Origin of the sequence: Enterobacter cloacae complex sp. I3, assembly GCF_014896175.1 — a bacterium.
In the GTDB taxonomy this organism is placed as follows: Bacteria; Pseudomonadota; Gammaproteobacteria; order Enterobacterales; family Enterobacteriaceae; genus Enterobacter; species Enterobacter bugandensis.
In genome coordinates this window covers 105,934-122,176 of record NZ_JADBQZ010000002.1, presented here as the reverse complement: position 1 = coordinate 122,176, position 16,243 = coordinate 105,934, and the positions used below count along the sequence as shown (strand labels likewise).

14 protein-coding genes are annotated in these 16,243 nt (G+C 58.4%); 5 read left to right on the top strand and 9 right to left on the bottom strand.

Annotation, left to right across the window (positions count from 1 at the left end; translation table 11 throughout):
- Positions 1–18: 18 nt before the first annotated feature.
- The 4 genes from IM271_RS01850 to puuD all read right to left on the bottom strand — a co-directional run bounded on the left by IM271_RS01850 (position 19) and on the right by puuD (position 4,294).
- Positions 19–1,299, bottom strand: coding sequence for an FAD-binding oxidoreductase (locus IM271_RS01850; RefSeq protein WP_193052087.1), 1,281 nt, complete (start codon positions 1,297–1,299; stop codon positions 19–21).
- Positions 1,296–2,789: an aldehyde dehydrogenase PuuC gene (puuC, locus tag IM271_RS01845; protein ID WP_193052086.1), complete on the bottom strand. Its 1,494-nt coding sequence runs from the start codon at positions 2,787–2,789 to the stop codon at positions 1,296–1,298. Before puuC ends, IM271_RS01850 begins: the two co-directional genes overlap by 4 nt.
- 157 nt (positions 2,790–2,946) lie before the next feature.
- Entirely contained in the window at positions 2,947–3,504 is a 558-nt protein-coding gene (gene puuR, locus IM271_RS01840) for an HTH-type transcriptional regulator PuuR (RefSeq protein ID WP_013096835.1), read from the bottom strand.
- Between the two features lie 25 nt (positions 3,505–3,529).
- Complete coding sequence (gene puuD / locus IM271_RS01835) at positions 3,530–4,294, bottom strand: gamma-glutamyl-gamma-aminobutyrate hydrolase (protein WP_193052085.1); 765 nt, start codon at positions 4,292–4,294, stop codon at positions 3,530–3,532.
- A 214-nt stretch (positions 4,295–4,508) separates the two neighbouring features.
- Here puuD and IM271_RS01830 point away from each other — a divergent pair, with 214 nt between their 5' ends.
- Complete coding sequence (locus IM271_RS01830) at positions 4,509–5,927, top strand: glutamine synthetase family protein (protein ID WP_024909135.1); 1,419 nt, start codon at positions 4,509–4,511, stop codon at positions 5,925–5,927.
- A gap of 356 nt (positions 5,928–6,283) precedes the next feature.
- Positions 6,284–7,675: an APC family permease gene (locus IM271_RS01825; protein WP_047368450.1), complete on the top strand. Its 1,392-nt coding sequence runs from the start codon at positions 6,284–6,286 to the stop codon at positions 7,673–7,675.
- A gap of 63 nt (positions 7,676–7,738) precedes the next feature.
- On the opposite strand, the gene IM271_RS01820 is transcribed toward IM271_RS01825, so the two are convergent.
- Positions 7,739–8,992, bottom strand: a complete 1,254-nt coding sequence (locus IM271_RS01820) for an MFS transporter (protein WP_193052084.1) — start codon at positions 8,990–8,992, stop codon at positions 7,739–7,741.
- Between the two features lie 121 nt (positions 8,993–9,113).
- Between IM271_RS01820 and IM271_RS01815 the strand changes: the two genes are divergently transcribed.
- The 3 genes from IM271_RS01815 to bioD all read left to right on the top strand — a co-directional run bounded on the left by IM271_RS01815 (position 9,114) and on the right by bioD (position 12,186).
- Positions 9,114–10,010 (top strand): LysR family transcriptional regulator, encoded by an 897-nt coding sequence (locus IM271_RS01815; RefSeq protein WP_193052083.1) that lies wholly within the window; start codon positions 9,114–9,116, stop codon positions 10,008–10,010.
- 129 nt (positions 10,011–10,139) lie between these two features.
- On the top strand, positions 10,140–11,360 hold the full coding sequence (gene mlc, locus IM271_RS01810) for a sugar metabolism global transcriptional regulator Mlc (RefSeq protein ID WP_041910244.1): 1,221 nt from the start codon (positions 10,140–10,142) through the stop codon (positions 11,358–11,360).
- Positions 11,361–11,490: 130 nt separating this feature from the next.
- Entirely contained in the window at positions 11,491–12,186 is a 696-nt protein-coding gene (gene bioD, locus IM271_RS01805) for a dethiobiotin synthase (protein ID WP_028012980.1), read from the top strand.
- Here the strand turns inward: bioD and clcB are convergent.
- The 4 genes from clcB to osmX all read right to left on the bottom strand — a co-directional run bounded on the left by clcB (position 12,121) and on the right by osmX (position 16,237).
- Positions 12,121–13,431, bottom strand: coding sequence for a voltage-gated ClC-type chloride channel ClcB (clcB, locus tag IM271_RS01800; protein ID WP_193052082.1), 1,311 nt, complete (start codon positions 13,429–13,431; stop codon positions 12,121–12,123). The genes bioD and clcB overlap by 66 nt on opposite strands.
- A 102-nt stretch (positions 13,432–13,533) precedes the next feature.
- The gene (gene osmV / locus IM271_RS01795; protein WP_193031283.1) at positions 13,534–14,682 is read right to left on the bottom strand and encodes an osmoprotectant ABC transporter ATP-binding protein OsmV; all 1,149 of its coding nucleotides are present in this window, start codon (positions 14,680–14,682) and stop codon (positions 13,534–13,536) included.
- On the bottom strand, positions 14,682–15,329 hold the full coding sequence (osmW, locus tag IM271_RS01790; protein ID WP_028012983.1) for an osmoprotectant ABC transporter permease OsmW: 648 nt from the start codon (positions 15,327–15,329) through the stop codon (positions 14,682–14,684). The genes osmV and osmW overlap by 1 nt, the downstream gene beginning before the upstream one ends.
- Before the next feature lie 8 nt (positions 15,330–15,337).
- Positions 15,338–16,237, bottom strand: a complete 900-nt coding sequence (gene osmX, locus IM271_RS01785; RefSeq protein WP_041910236.1) for an osmoprotectant ABC transporter substrate-binding protein OsmX — start codon at positions 16,235–16,237, stop codon at positions 15,338–15,340.
- Positions 16,238–16,243: the final 6 nt, after the last annotated feature.

The window sequence follows — 16,243 nt, the reverse complement described above, 5'->3', positions numbered from 1 at the left end:
ACCCTTTTGTCGAAACGATCATACGCCAAGACGATCGCGCAGGCTGTAGTACGCCGCGCCCATCGCCGTGAATGGAATCCGCAGGCTGCGGCCGCCCGGGAAGGGGTAGTGCGGGAGGTTGGCAAACGCATCAAAGCGCTCAGCGTCACCGCGCAACAGTTCCGAGATCAGCCGCCCGGCCAGGTGGGTGCAGGTCACGCCGTGGCCGCTGTAGCCCTGCATGTAATAGATGTTCTTGTCCAGACGGCCAAACTGCGGCATCCGCGACAGGGTCAGCAGGAAGTTGCCCGTCCAGCGGTAGTCGATTTTGACGCCTGCCAGCTGAGGAAAGGTTTTCAGCAGCTTTGGCATCACCAGGCGTTCGACATCGTCCGGATCGCGCGCGCCATAGACGACGCCACCGCCGTACAGCAGGCGGTTGTCGGCGGTGAGACGGTAGTAATCCAGCAGGTAGTTACAATCTTCCACGCAGTAGTTATTGGGGATCAGCGTGCGGGCGACCTCTTCCGGCAGCGGAGCGGTGGTCACCACCTGGGTGCCGCAGGGCATGCTGCGTTTTGCCAGCTCCGGTTCTATCTTATCGCCCAGATAGGCATTCCCGGCGACGATCACGAAGCGGGCCGTGACCTGGCCATGCTGCGTGCTTACTACTGCCGGGCTGGTGTGCTGAATGGCGGTCACCGGAGACTGTTCATATACACGCCCACCGTTCAGGCGAATGGCGTCCGCTTCGCCGATCGCCAGGTTCAGCGGATGAATGTGCCCCCCGCTGCGGTCCAACAGCGCACCGGTATAGCGGTCGCTGTCGACTTCCCGGCGGATGGCGCTGGCGTCCAGCAACTCCAGCTGCGTGTTGCCGTAGCGTTCCCAGTTGGCCTTTTGCTCCTCCAGCGTCTCCAGCTGCTTATGGTTTAGCGCCACAAACAGCCCGCCGGGACGATAGTCGCACTGGATCTGATAGCGCTGGATACGCTCCCGAATAATTTCCCCGCCTTCAAACATCATGCTCCCGAGCACTTTGGCGGCATCGGTCCCGTAGTTTTTCTCGATCACGTCGATATCGCGGCTGTAGGAGTTAACCAGCTGGCCGCCGTTGCGTCCGCTGGCGCCGAAGCCGATGCGCGCACCTTCAAGGAGCACCACGTCGTAGCCCATTTCGGCGAGATGCAGCGCGGAGGAGAGGCCGGTATAGCCGCCGCCCACCACGCACACGTCACAGCTGATCGACTCGTTAAGCGTCGGGAAAGGTTCATAAGCATTCGCGCTGGCCGCGTAGTAGCTGGTGGTATGTTCGGTCATGATTGAGGCTCCAGGGCAATCCAGATGGTTTTCAGTTCGGTAAATTTTTCCAGCGCGTGCAGGGACTTATCGCGACCGTTGCCGCTCTGCTTATAGCCGCCAAAGGGGACGGTCATATCACCGTCGTTGTAGTTATTGACGAAGACCGAGCCGGCTTTCAGGCGGCGGCTCATGCGGTGCGCCCGGGAGAGATCGCGGGTCCATACCGCCGCGCCAAGCCCATATTCACTGTCGTTGGCCAGCGTTAAGGCTTCCTCTTCGGTTTTAAAACGGGTGATGACCAGCACCGGCCCGAAAATCTCTTCCCGGCACAGCGGGGAGGCAGGGTCGATGCCGACAAAAATGGTGGGACCGACTGCGGAAGGCCATGATTGTTCCCGCCCGTCCAGCAGCAGCGTACCTTTCCGGGTTCCCTCGCGAATAAACGTGTGGACGGTATCGGCGTGCGCAGCGTCGATGAGCATACCCATCGTGCTGTCCGGGTCGAGCGGATCGCCAGGCTGCCAGTGACGGGCCTGCGCTTTCAGCCTTGCCAGAAAATCATCGGCGATGCTGTCTTCGAGCAGCAGGCGGGTACCGGCGATACAGACTTGCCCCTGGTTGTAAAAAATCCCGGCTGCGGTCGCGCTCACGGCCTTGTCCATGTCCGGACAGTCGGCAAAGATAATGTTGGCGCTCTTGCCGCCTGCCTCCAGCCAGACGCGCTTCATGTTGCTTTCTCCCGCGTCCTTCAACAGCTGCTTGCCGGTACGGGTAGAGCCGGTAAACGTCAGCACTTCGACCTCCGGATGCAGTGCCAGCGCCTGGCCCGCTTCGTGGCCGTAACCGCTTATCACATTCAGCACGCCGTCCGGTAGGCCCGCCTCTTTCGCCAGCCCGGCCAGGCGCAGGGCGGTGAGCGGTGATTTCTCCGACGGTTTTAATACCACGCTATTGCCCGCGATCAGCGCCGGGCCCAGCTTCCAGCAGGCCAGCAGCAGCGGGAAGTTCCAGGGGACGATGGCCGCGACAACCCCGATCGGCTCGCGCACGATCATCGCCAGCTCGCCCGGACCCGTAGGCGCCACTTCGCCGTAGACTTTATCCGCCGCTTCGGCGTACCAGCGAATGGCGCGAGCCGCGCCGGGAATATCGTCGCGCAGGCTGTGGCGGATGGGTTTACCGGTGTCCAGCGTTTCCAGTAAGGCCAGCTCTTCGCCGTGGCGCTCCATTAAATCGGCGAGCTTATGCAGCACGGCCTTGCGCTGCGCCGGAGACGCCTGTGACCAGTCGCCGCGTTCAAATACCTCACGTGCGGCCTGAACCGCGCGGTCCACGTCCGCCTGCTTGCCCCGGGCCACGTTCGCCAGCGTCTGTTGGGTAGCGGGATTGACGGTTTCAAACGTGGCATTATCGGCGGCGTCACAATAGGCACCGTTAATAAATAACCGGGTCTCAATGGCGCTGTTTTTTGCTTTATCCTGCCAGTAAGTCAGGTGCTGAAAATGCATATTCACTCCTTTCTTTCGCAATCAGATAAATAAAGGCATGGCCGTTTCAGGCAATACGAAGCCGTGGGGCATCCCGGGAATTAACCCGTTGAATGCCGACATTGATCGTTTTTATTTGTCCCGGCGTAAGCGCGCTTACGCCGGGACTGAGTGGTAATTAGAACGTGGTGGGGGTGTGGGCACTGATAATGCGGCAGATGCCTGCCGAGGTATTGCTGAAGCTGTGCGGTATGCCGGTATTGATGGCATAGCTCTGCCCTGCAACCAGGTGATAAGGCTGGCCATTAATGGTCAGCACTATTTCACCTTCCAGTATCGTACCGATCTCCTCACCCTGATGTTTGATCCTCTCTCCGGTCGTGGTTCCAGGCTGGTAAGTTTCAAAAATCATCGCCAGCGTACGGTTCGGATTTCCGTTATGAACCAGCTTCATCGAAACCCCCTGACTGCCTATTTCGATAAGGTCTTCCTGATTAATAACCACCTGCGGTTCATCAGGTTTTTCCGGTTCCGAAAAGAATTCCGAGAGCGACAGCCCATAGACTTTCAGCAGCTTTTGCAGCGTACTGATGGCAGGACTGACTTTGTCCTGTTCAATGGTGCTGATGGCACTGTGTGTTAACCCAGACAGTTCGGCGGCACGCCGCTGCGAGAGACCCAGCTGTTGGCGGATCTCAGACAGACGTTTCCCTGGCGCCAGTCCGTCATCGCTCATAGTTGCATTTCCTTTACGGTAGTGGTCAAAGCCGTTGCTTCTCGGCAATGTGGCTTTGACAGGCGGTGATAAAACCATCAAACAACATACGTGACAGGGCGTACTCGCTGCTGTTCCATTCGGGGTGCCATTGCACGCCGAGGGCAAAAGGGTGGTCATGAACGCTGACCGCTTCGACCAGCCCGTCCGTCGAACGGGCCTCCACGCGGAGCCGTGGTCCTAACGTTCGTGCACCTTGCCCGTGTAACGAGTTTACCCAAAATGTGTTACAGCCTGGTATTAATTGAGACAGCAGTCCTCCCTCCTGAACCTGAACCTCATGAGAAGGGGCGTATTGTAGATCAACCGGCAGTTCAGGATCTTCCCGGTGTTCAAGCAGGTCGTTCTGCTCAAACAGGCGGCGATACAGCGTTCCTCCCGTCGCAACAACCAGTTCCTGCAGCCCCCGGCAGATGGCGAAAATGGGGATGCGCCTTTCGAGCGCGGCGGCAATCAGCGCCATACTCAGAAGATCTCGCCCGGGATCGGCGTCAGGCTCATCGCCGTTTTCACCATAAAGGTGCGGCTGCACGTTACTTGGGCTGCCCGGCAGGTAAATCCCGTCCAGGGTTGGCAGCAGAGCGGTAAGTAGCTCTGGCTCTGCCAGCGCATGGGGTAAGGCAATCGGTAAGCCCCCCGCGTTAATAATGGCATTCAGGTACTTTTCTTGCAGGGTCTGGGTCTCATGACCCTTAAGCCTGTTTCTGCACATCACTACGCCAATAACTGGCTTGTTCATTATATTTTCCATGATCGCCCTCACAAAGTGGACTAAATTTAGGCCATTCTCGCCTGTGAAACGGCCTTTTCGTTCAATATTTTCTCAATCTAGCAACGGGATCTGCCTTTTGCAAACTTAATTTAACATTTGACAAACAATTTGTTTGCATACAGATTCGATAGGGTGGACATTATATTTGACAGTCCAAAGCAGCGAACGCAAATCCCAAAAACGGTGGTAAATCATGGAAACCAATATCGTAGAAGTTGAGAACTTTGTGCAGCACACGGATGAGAGGCGGGGCAGCGCCTTTACGCAGGAAGTGAAGCGCTATTTAGAAAAGTATCCTGACACCCAGTTTATTGATGTCCTCCTGACCGACCTGAACGGCTGTTTTCGCGGCAAGCGCATCCCGGTTGCCGGACTGAGCAAGCTTGAAAAAGGCTGCTATTTCCCGGCATCGGTTTTCGCCATGGACATTTTAGGTAACGTCGTGGAAGAGGCGGGCCTGGGGCAGGAGCTCGGCGAGCCGGACTGTATCTGCGTGCCGGTGCCGGGTACCCTGACGCCGTCCGCCGCCGACCCGGAATACATTGGTCAGGTGCAGCTCACCATGGTCGATGAAGATGGCGCTCCCTTTGACGTTGAGCCGCGGAACGTACTCAACCGACTCTGGCAGCAACTGCGCCAGCGCGGTCTGTTCCCCGTGGTAGCGGTAGAGCTGGAGTTCTATTTACTTGACCGTAAGCGCGATGCCGACGGCTATCTGCAGCCACCCTGCGCGCCGGGCACCGACGTACGTAACACGCAGAGTCAGGTCTACTCGGTTGATAACCTGAACCACTTTGCTGACGTGCTGAACGACATTGATGAACTGGCGCAGCTGCAGCTGATCCCCGCCGACGGGGCCGTGGCTGAGGCCTCCCCGGGCCAGTTTGAGATAAACCTGCACCATACGGAAAACGTGCTCGACGCCTGCGATGATGCGCTGGCGCTAAAACGTCTCGTCAGGCAGATGGCGGAAAAACATAAGATGCACGCCACGTTTATGGCAAAGCCGTATGAAGAGCATGCAGGCAGCGGGATGCATATTCACATCAGCATGCAAAACAACCGAGGTGAAAACGTGCTCGCAGACGCCAGCGGCGAGGATTCCGCGCTGCTGAAACGCGCGCTGGCCGGAATGATCGATCTGATGCCCGCGTCCATGGCGCTGCTGGCGCCGAACGTCAACTCCTACCGCCGCTTCCAGCCGGGAATGTACGTACCGACGCAGGCGTCATGGGGACACAATAATCGCACCGTTGCCCTGCGTATCCCCTGCGGCGATCGCCATAACCATCGGGTCGAGTACCGCGTGGCGGGCGCTGACGCGAATCCCTATCTGGTGATGGCGGCGATTTTTGCCGGCATTCTGCACGGGCTGGATAACGATTTACCCCTGCAGGAAGAAGTGGAAGGCAATGGCCTGGAGCAGGACGGACTGCCGTTCCCGATTCGTCAGAGCGATGCGCTGTGGGAATTTATGCAAAACGATCATCTTCGCGAGCGGCTGGGCGAACGTTTCTGCCACGTCTATCACGCCTGCAAAAATGATGAATTACTGCAGTTTGAACGCCTGATTACCGAAACAGAAATTGAGTGGATGCTGAAAAACGCCTGATGACGTGCCCCGGTAAGGGGCCGCTTTGTTTCATCGCATACGTATCACCAAACGGCCTGCGCGGAGCCTGGCCGAAACGTTCGCTGGCACGCCAGCTATCTCCCGGGAGTCGCGTTATGGAGCGCAGGCGGCACAGGGACTTTCTTAACGACACTGTGTGACGAGGTAGGAAATGATGCAGATGTTCAACTATCCGCAGGGCGAAGGGGGCCAGTCAGGCGCCTGCTGTGAGTGCGAGCGAGAGACGCTGCGCTGGTACGATCGCGTATGTTCTTTACAACTTCCCCCTTTGCTAAGCAGGTTTGCGTTACGGTCAGCGCGATTGCAAACCACGGTAAGCATGGGGGGGATGGTTTATGGCGACTAACACGTCTCTTGATTCGCCGCGCATGGCCGGAAGAACCCGGCTGCGCAGTTCCCTCAAGCTCTGGCAGGTGGTCATGATGGGGCTGGCTTACCTCACTCCCATGACCGTGTTTGATACCTTCGGCATTGTGTCCGGTATCAGCAATGGCCACGTGCCCGCCTCGTATCTGCTGGCGCTGGCGGGCGTCATGTTTACCGCCATCAGCTACGGCAAACTGGTACGACAGTTCCCGGAAGCGGGCTCCGCGTATACCTACACGCAGAAATCGATCGGCCCCCACCTGGGGTTTATGGTCGGCTGGTCATCCCTGCTGGACTATCTCTTCCTGCCGATGATCAACGTGCTGCTGGCGAAGATCTACCTTTCCGCATTGTTCCCTGAAGTCCCGCCCTGGGTCTGGGTGGTGGGTTTTGTGACGATCCTGACGCTGGCGAACCTGAAAAGCGTTAACCTGGTCGCCAACTTTAACACCCTGTTTGTGCTGGTGCAGGTCGCCATCATGGTGGTGTTTGTCATACTCGTAGTGCACGGCCTGCACAAGGGGGAGGGCGTCGGTACCGTCTGGTCGCTCCAGCCGTTTATCAGCGAGAACGCGCACCTGATCCCGATTATTACCGGCGCGACTATCGTCTGCTTCTCTTTCCTCGGCTTTGACGCGGTCACCACGCTGTCGGAGGAGACGCCAAACGCGGCGCGGGTTATTCCCAAAGCCATTTTCCTGACCGCACTGTATGGCGGGCTGATATTTATTGTTGCCTCGTTTTTCATGCAGCTCTTTTTCCCGACGATCGCGCGTTTCAAGAACCCGGACGCCGCGCTGCCGGAAATTGCGCTGTACGTGGGCGGCAAGCTCTTCCAGTCGGTGTTTCTGTGCACCACGTTTGTGAATACGCTCGCTTCAGGCCTGGCCTCGCACGCCAGCGTCTCACGCTTATTGTACGTGATGGGGCGTGACAACGTCTTTCCTGAGCGGGTGTTTGGCTACGTCCATCCAAAATGGCGGACTCCGGCCCTGAACGTCATTATGGTTGGGATAGTGGCGCTGTCGGCCCTGTACTTTGATCTCGTGACCGCGACGGCGCTGATCAACTTTGGCGCGCTGGTGGCGTTTACGTTTGTTAATCTCTCGGTGTACAACCATTTCTGGCGGCGTAAGGGGCTGAACAAAACGTGGAAAGATCGGCTCCACTATTTCCTGCTGCCACTCATTGGTGCCGCAACGGTCGGCGTGCTGTGGATCAACCTCGAAGCGACGTCCCTGACGCTTGGCCTCATCTGGGCGGCACTGGGTGTCCTTTACCTGACCTGGCTCACGCGCCGCTTCCGAAAACCGCCTCCGCAGTTTGAAGCCGGTAAGATAGAGCAGGCCTGGGATTCCTGAACGTGAAACGGCACCAGTAAGCTGGTGCCGTTTATCTGGATCGGGCATCAGCCCGCAGGATGATTATCTCAGGCGTTTATGAAGGCTTGCGCCCACCAGCAGTGCGGCACAGAGCATCAGCGCGATAAACCCGCCCACGCCGTTCCAGCCGTAGTGATGCCAGAACACGCCGCCCAGCGTCCCGGCGATGCTTGAGCCCAGATAATAGCTAAACAGATACAGCGACGATGCCTGGCCTTTGGCGCGACGCGCGCGCGGGCCAATCCAGCTGCTGGCGACGGAGTGAGCGGCGAAGAAGCCTGCGGAGAAGAGCAGCATCCCGGCAAAGATAAGCCACAGGGAAGAGAAGAGCGTCAGCAGCAGGCCGAGCAGCATCACCGCGGTAAACACCAGCATCACCGGCCCGCGGCCAAAGCGTGCCGTCATCGCCCCGGCTTTCGGCGAACTCCACGTACCGGTGAGATAGGCCACGGAAAGCAAACCCACAACGGCCTGATTCAGATGCCACGGCGAGAGCATCAGGCGGTAGCCAATATAGTTAAATAGCGTCACGAAGGAACCCATCAGCAGGAATCCCATCAGAAACAGTCGCGGTAAACCTTTGTCACGCCAGTGCAGGCGGAAGTTGATAAACAGCGTTTTCGGGCGCAGAGACGTCGGGCGAAAATGGCGCGATTCCGGCAGGATTTTCCAGAACATCAGGGCCGATGCCAGCGCAAAACACCCGATCACCCCCAGCGCAATGCGCCAGCTAAAGAAGTCCGTGAATACCCCGCTCAGCAGACGCCCGCTCATGCCGCCAATCGAGTTCCCGCTGATGTACAGCCCCATCGAAAAGGCAACAAAGCTCGGGTGGATCTCCTCGCTGAGATAGGTCATCCCGACTGCCGCCACGCCGCTGAGCGATAGCCCGATCAGCGCGCGCATCATCAAAATGCCGTGCCAGCTGGTCATCATCGTCGAGAGTAACGTACAGACCGAGGCCAGCATCAGGGCGGTTACCATCACCTGTTTACGGCCAACGGCGTCGGAGAGCGGGCCGGTAAAAAGCAGGCCAATTGCCAGCATCCCGGTTGAAATGGAAAGCGAAACGCTGCTGCTGGCAGGCGATACGCCAAACTCGTGGGAGAGAACGGGCAGGATCGGCTGAACGCAGTAGAGCAGGGCAAACGTTGCCAGACCGGCGGAAAAGAGCGCCAGCGTGACGCGCATAAACTGGGGGGTACCACGTTTGATGAACTGAACCGGCTGCGATGCTACAGGCAAATCATTAATATCTCTGGCCGGCTCGATATCAATGGTAGATGTACGACTCACACAGTTTCCTTGCTTAAACATCCCCGTGATTTCTGGTAACGGGTATGACCACACCTTCAGGGTAGGAAAATGTAAATATTCTGTCTAATATATTAATAATCTCAAATGATACTTTAAAAATATGAATATCGAGCTGCGTCATCTTCGCTACTTTGTCGCCGTCGCCGAAGAACTGCATTTTGGCCGCGCGGCGGCACGGCTGAACATTTCTCAGCCGCCTTTAAGCCAGCAGATTCAAATCCTCGAACAGCAGGTCGGGGCGCGTCTTCTGGCCCGCACCAACCGCAGCGTGAGCCTGACGGCAGCGGGTAAGCAGTTTCTGATCGACAGCCGACAAATTCTGAGCATGGTCGACGACGCCGCTGCCCGGGCGGAACGGCTCTATCTTGGGGAAGCCGGAGAGCTGCGCATCGGGTTTACCTCATCCGCGCCGTTTATCAGCGCCGTCTCGCAGACGCTTTCGTCATTCCGCCGTCATTTTCCGGACGTGCATATTCAGACGCGCGAAATTAATACCCGGCAGCAGATTGCGCCGCTTAACGAAGGTGCGCTCGATCTGGGGCTGATGCGTAATACCCAGCTGCCGGACACGCTGGCATGGGAGGTTATCCTGCGCGAACCGCTGATGGCCATGATCCCGAACGATCACCCGCTGGCGTCGCGTCCGGCGGTTTCGCTGGCAGAGCTGGCAAAAGAGCCGTTTGTCTTTTTTGACCCGCAGGTCGGGACGGGCCTGTATGACGATATTCTGGGGCTGATGCGCCGCTACGATCTGGCGCCGGTCATTACCCAGGAAGTGGGAGAGGCGATGACCATTATCGGCCTGGTCGCCGCCGGGCTGGGTGTGTCGATACTCCCGGCCTCCTTTAAGCGGGTACAGCTACGCGAGATGCGCTGGGTTGCTATCGCCGAGGAGGATGCCGTTTCGGAGATGTGGCTGGTGTGGTCAAAACATCGCGAACAGAGTCATGCTGCCCAGCGCTTCAAACAGCGGTTAATCCAGGCTTCCGCGGTCTGATATTTCCCGGGAAAACGGGTAAAAATGTGCGGTAAATCACAAGGCTAAGTAAATATTTGACGACACCCATGGAAGTGCTTCACCATAGCCAACAGTTTATTTCGAAGCTCGAAAATAAGGGAGTACGAGGTGGTTGCTGATAGTCAGCCAGGGCATATTGATCAGATTAAGCAGACCAACGCTGGCGCGGTGTATCGCCTGATTGATCAGCTTGGTCCGGTTTCGCGTATCGATCTGTCGCGCCTGGCACAGCTGGCACCTGCCAGTATCACCAAAATTGTCCGCGAAATGCTGGAAGCGCACCTGGTCCAGGAGACGGAAATTCAGGAGCCGGGCAGCCGTGGTCGTCCGGCGGTCGGCCTGGTGGTCGAGACGGAAGCCTGGCACTACCTCTCGCTGCGCATCAGCCGCGGAGAGATCTTCCTTGCGCTGCGCGATCTCAGCAGCAAGCTGGTGGTGGAAGACCGGCTTGAACTGCCGCTCAACGCCGAGGAACCGCTTCTCGATGCGATTGTCTCCCATATCGATCGCTTCTTTATTCGCCATCAGCAGCGGCTTGAACGCTTAACGGCGATTGCCATCACCATGCCCGGCATTATTGATACCGAAAATGGTATTGTTCACCGCATGCCGTTTTACGACGATGTTAAAGAGATGCCGCTGGGCGAAGTGCTGGAAAACCATACCGGCGTGCCGGTCTATATTCAGCACGACATTAGCGCCTGGACGATGGCGGAAGCGCTGTTTGGCGCGTCGCGCGGTGCGCGGGATGTCATTCAGGTGGTCATCGACCATAACGTCGGGGCGGGGGTGATCACCGACGGACGGCTTCTCCACGCCGGGAGCAGCAGCCTGGTGGAAATTGGTCATACCCAGGTCGACCCGTACGGTAAACGCTGCTACTGCGGGAACCATGGCTGTCTGGAGACGATCGCCAGCGTGGAAAGCGTGCTCGAACTGGCGCAGGTGAGGCTCAGTCAGTCCATGAGCTCCTCGCTTCACGGCCAACCCTTAACGGTGGATTCCCTCTGCGCCGCCGCGCGTCAGGGGGATCTGCTGGCGAAGGACATTATTACCGGGGTGGGTAATAACGTAGGCCGCATTCTGGCGATTATGGTGAACCTCTTCAATCCGCAAAAAATCCTGATCGGCTCACCGCTCAGCCAGGCGGCGGAGATCCTTTTTCCGGCGATTACGGCCTGTATTCAGCAGCAGTCGCTTCCCGCCTACAGCAGAAATATTGCGGTAGAAAGTACCCAGTTTTCCAACCAGGGCACAATGGCCGGCGCGGCGCTGGTCAAAGATGCCATGTACAACGGCTCGCTGCTTATCCGCCTGTTACAGGGTTAACTCTTTTCCGCAGATGTAAGAAAAATTGCGCTATCTCAAGCCGGGTAGCGCACGCATCCCGTAGACTTCCTCCACTGAATTATTTACCTGGTTGATATTTTCGAAGCATACCCAAGAGGTGGAGTGAGTCATGCTTAAGCGTTTCTTTGTTACTGGTACAGATACCTCTGTCGGCAAGACCGTTGTATCCCGCGCATTGCTGCAGGCTCTGACAGCAAGCGGTAAACGCGTCGCTGGGTACAAACCGGTCGCAAAAGGGAGTAAAGAGACGCCAGAGGGATTGCGAAATAAAGACGCCCTGGTGCTGCAAAGCGTCTCGTCACTGGAACTGCCTTACCACGCGGTCAATCCCATTGCGTTAAGCGAAGATGAAAGCAGTGTGGCGCACAGCGGCCCGATCAATTATTCCCTGTTATCCGACGGGCTGGCGAACCTGAGTGAGCAGGTCGATCACGTAGTCGTCGAAGGAACGGGCGGCTGGCGCAGCCTGATGAATGATTTACGCCCGCTGTCTGAATGGGTCGTGCAGGAGCAGCTGCCGGTAGTGATGGTAGTGGGGATCCAGGAAGGGTGTATCAACCACGCGCTACTGACGGCGCAGGCGATTGCCAATGACGGCCTGCCGCTGGCTGGCTGGGTGGCAAACCGTATTAATCCAGGCCTCGCGCACTACGCGGAGATCATCGACGTACTGAGCACCAAACTGCCTGGCCCGCTGGTGGGCGAGCTGCCTTATCTGCCTCGCGCCGAGCAGCGCGAGCTAGCGCAGTACATCGATCTCTCTGCCCTCGGTGGCGTGTTGACCGTAGATCGAGTCGTGGCGTAACGTCCGCGACAGTACGGACGCTATCACGCAGGCGACCAGTAAACCGGGCAGTAAAAAATACTGCCCGGTCATTTCACAGACCATCAGCGCCGACATAATCGGCGCATGCGTGGTCGCAGCGAGCAGCGTTGCCATCCCGGTCAGCCCCAGCAACATGGCCGTCTCAGAACCCGGCAGCCACAGCGCGAAAAGCTGCGCGAACAGCATCCCCGTAGCCATACCGACAAACAGCGTAGGCGTAAATACCCCGCCCGGCGCACCCGAACCGCTGCTTGCCAGCACCGCCAGCAATTTACAGATGAACACGCCGGCAATCACCGACAGCAGCGGCGGGGCGAGCAGAAAAGCCTGAACCACGCTGTAGCCGTTTCCCCAAACCTTCGGCGTCAAAAGAGAAAGCAGCCCAACAATCAAGCCGCCGAGCGCCAGCTGCCACGGCGGCGAAAGCCTGAGGCGCAGGAAAAGCCCGTGGCTGAACGCCATTAGCCACATCAGCAGCGGTCCGCAGAGACCTGCCAGCAGCCCCATCGCGACCAGCAGGGCATAATCGGCCGCGGTGAGAATGCCGCTCAGATGGACCTCGTAGAGCGTACCGGCACCCGGTGCCATGAGTTGCGTCGTAAGAAGCGCCACCACCGCCGCAATCACCACGGGGCCGAGCGAGGCCAGCATCAGCGTGCCAAACAGAATCTCTGCAATGAACAGGCTTCCCGCTAACGGAGCATGGTAGGCGCTGGCCATCCCGGCGGCGGCGCCACAGGCGATCCAAAGCTTCCATTCCGATTTGGGCGTAAAGCGCCGGGCAAAAAAGGAGGCGGCGAGGGCGGCAAGCAGGATCATGGCCCCTTCGCGGCCGATGGCGCTTCCGCTGGCAACGACCAGCAGCGAAGCAAGAGATTTAACGAGGCTCGCGCCGTAATCAAACTGACCGTCGCCGGTCTCCAGCGCTTCCATATAATCGGTGGGGGCATGAGGCCGCTGGGCGGTCAGGCGCTGCCATCCCCAGAGCAACAGCCCGGCAGCCAGCCCGCCCAGCGCGGGTGTCAGCGCGCGCCTCCAGGGGGAGAGCGACGCGGCGGCATTCACCAGGCTGCCGCTGTCGTTGCTCAGAAGCAGCCACTCCAGCAGGTACATGCTGTGGCGGAACACCGCAACGGCCAGCGCGGCCAGCACGCCGGTGACGGTGGCAATCAGGAGTCGGCGAAACATTGCGCGGATGTCGGGGTACGTATGAAGACGTTGCATGGGTCGCGAGTAAACGGGGACGATACAATATTGTGGCGGGAAATCGTGGGGTTAGCAAAAGGTATGCGTGCGAAAAAGCCGGGCGATGCCCGGCTGGAAAAATTAACTGTCGCTATGAATATTCAGCGCCCGGCGCGTACGCCCTGAACTCAGATACTCGGCAATATAGTCCTGCGAAATCTCGCCGTTGTAGCGCCCGTCCTCATCCACGATCGGCATCCAGCTGGTGTTGCTCTCATACAGGCGTGACAGCACCACGCGCAGGTTGTCTTCGGCTTTGCCGGTCATGCGGAACGGATGCAGGATGTCGGCGCAGGTCCCGCTGGCGTTACGCGCTTCGCGACGCTTCACAAAGCCCAGCGGCTTGCCGTGCTCGTCAACCACGGTAATCGCGCGAATATCGTTATCATCCATGGTTGCAAAGGCTTCCGGGAGCGGAGTCGAACCCCGTACCGTAATGGTCGGCTGCTGGTCGGTGACGTCGCCGGCGGAGACCAGCAGCAGGCGCTTCAGCGTGCGGTCCTGACCGACAAACGAGCCGACAAATTCGTTCGCCGGTTTCGCCAGCAGTTCGTCCGGGCTGGCACACTGGACGATTTTTCCCTGACGGAAGACCGCGATGCGGTCCCCGAGCTTAAGGGCTTCGTCGATATCGTGGCTCACCAGCATGACGGTTTTTTTCAGCTTGCGCTGCATCTCCAGGAACTGGTTCTGGATCACCTCACGGTTGATCGGGTCCACCGCACCGAAGGGTTCATCCATCAGCAGTACCGGAGGATCCGCCGCCAGGGCGCGAATAACGCCAATACGCTGCTGCTGGCCGCCGGACATCTCGCGCGGATAACGGTGGAGGAACTTGTGCGGATCCATTGCCACCATATCCATCAGCTCTTCGGCGCGGGCTTTGCAGCGCGCTTTATCCCAGCCCAGCATGCGCGGCACGACGGTGATGTTCTCTTCAATGGTCATGTTCGGGAACAGGCCAATCTGCTGGATCACGTAGCCGATGTTGCGGCGCAGGGTGACGGTGTCCATCCCGCTGGTGTCCTCGCCGTTAATCAGGATGTTTCCGCTGCTTGGGGTGATAAGTCGGTTAATCATCTTCAGGGTGGTGGTCTTTCCGCAGCCGGACGGGCCGAGCAGGACGCACATTTCCCCTTCGGGCACGTTCAGATTGACGTTATCGACGGCCTTAAAGGTCTGGCCGTGCTTCTGTGAAAATTGTTTGGTGAGGTTTTCCAGTTTTATCATTATCGAATCCCCTTTGGAGTCAGAACCACCTGCAGACGGTGCAGCAGCCAGTCGAGCACAATCGCTAAAAGACAGATCATCAGCGCGCCCGCAATCAACATACGAATATCGCTTCCGCCGATGCCGTTAAGCAGCAGCAGGCCAAGTCCGCCCGCGCCAATCACGGCGGCAATCGCCATCACGCCGATGTTCATCACCACGGCGGTGCGGATCCCGCCGAAAATCACCGGCAGCGCCATCGGAATTTCCACCCAGCGCAGACGCTGCCAGAACGTCATGCCGATGCCGCGTCCGGCTTCGCGCAGGCCCGGCGGCAGGCTGTCGAGCGCCGTGTGGGTGTTACGCACGATCGGCAGCAGCGAGTAGAGAAACACCGCCGTGATTGCGGGCAGGGCGCCAATCCCCTGACCGATCAGCGAAAACAGCGGGATCATCAGGCCAAACAGGGCAATGGACGGGATGGTCAACACGATGGTGGCAATCCCCAGCACCGGCGTCGCCAGCCACTTGTGGCGCACAATCAAAATGCCCAGCGGGACGCCGATGATAATCGCTAAGCCCACGGCCAGCGCCACCAGCCACAGATGCTGCAGCGTGAGGGTTAACAAATAGTCCCAGTTGTCCAGAATGTAGTGAACGGTATCCATAGCGCCTCCTACAGCAGCTGTTTGCTACGCAGGAAATCGCGGGCGACCTGCTGCGGTGACTGATGGTCAATATCCACCTTCTTGTTCAGCTCGGTGATAACGTCGTTGTTGAGCTGGGCCGAGAGGGTATTGAGCGCCTCTTCCAGACCGGGATTGGCCTCCAGGGTGTCCTTGCGCACCACCGGGGTGACCGCGTAGCTCGGGAAGAAGCCTTTATCGTCTTCCAGCACTTTGAGATCAAAGCCCTTCACGCGCCCGTCGGTGGTATAAACCAGACCGGCGTCGACGAAGCCGTCGCGCACGGCGTTATAGACCAGACCCGGGTCCATCTGGCGGATTTGCGGACGGTCCAGATCCATCTTATAGGCCTCCTGCAGTGGCTTCATGCCGTCGCTGCGCCCGGCAAATTCAAGGTCTAAGCCCAGCAGCCAGTTTTTGTCCGGGTTGGTTTTGCGAACCTGTTCAATTTTCGCCACCATCTCCGACATGGTGTTGATATGCTCCGCCTCGGCGCGCTTGCGCTGCATGGCGAAGGCGTAGGTGTTGTTCATGTCGGCGGGTTTGAGCCACACCAGACCGTGCTTCGCATCCAGGCGCTTCACCGTCTCCCAGGACTCCTGCGGCGACATGCGCTTGTTGATGTGGTTGAAGATGATCAGCGACGTGCCGGTGTACTCCCAGGTCATATCAATCTGCTTGTTGATCATCGCGTTGCGGGAGATCACCGTGGCAATATTGGTTTTTGGCTGAACCTGAAAACCTTTCTTTTGCAGGTACTGTACGGTCATCGCCGAGAGAATGTGCTGCTCGGTAAAGCTCTTGGTCGCCAGAATCAGCGGGGCCGCCATCGCCTGGCCGGTGAACAGCGCCGCGGCACACAGCGCCGCCAGGCTGGATATCAGTCTCATAATAGC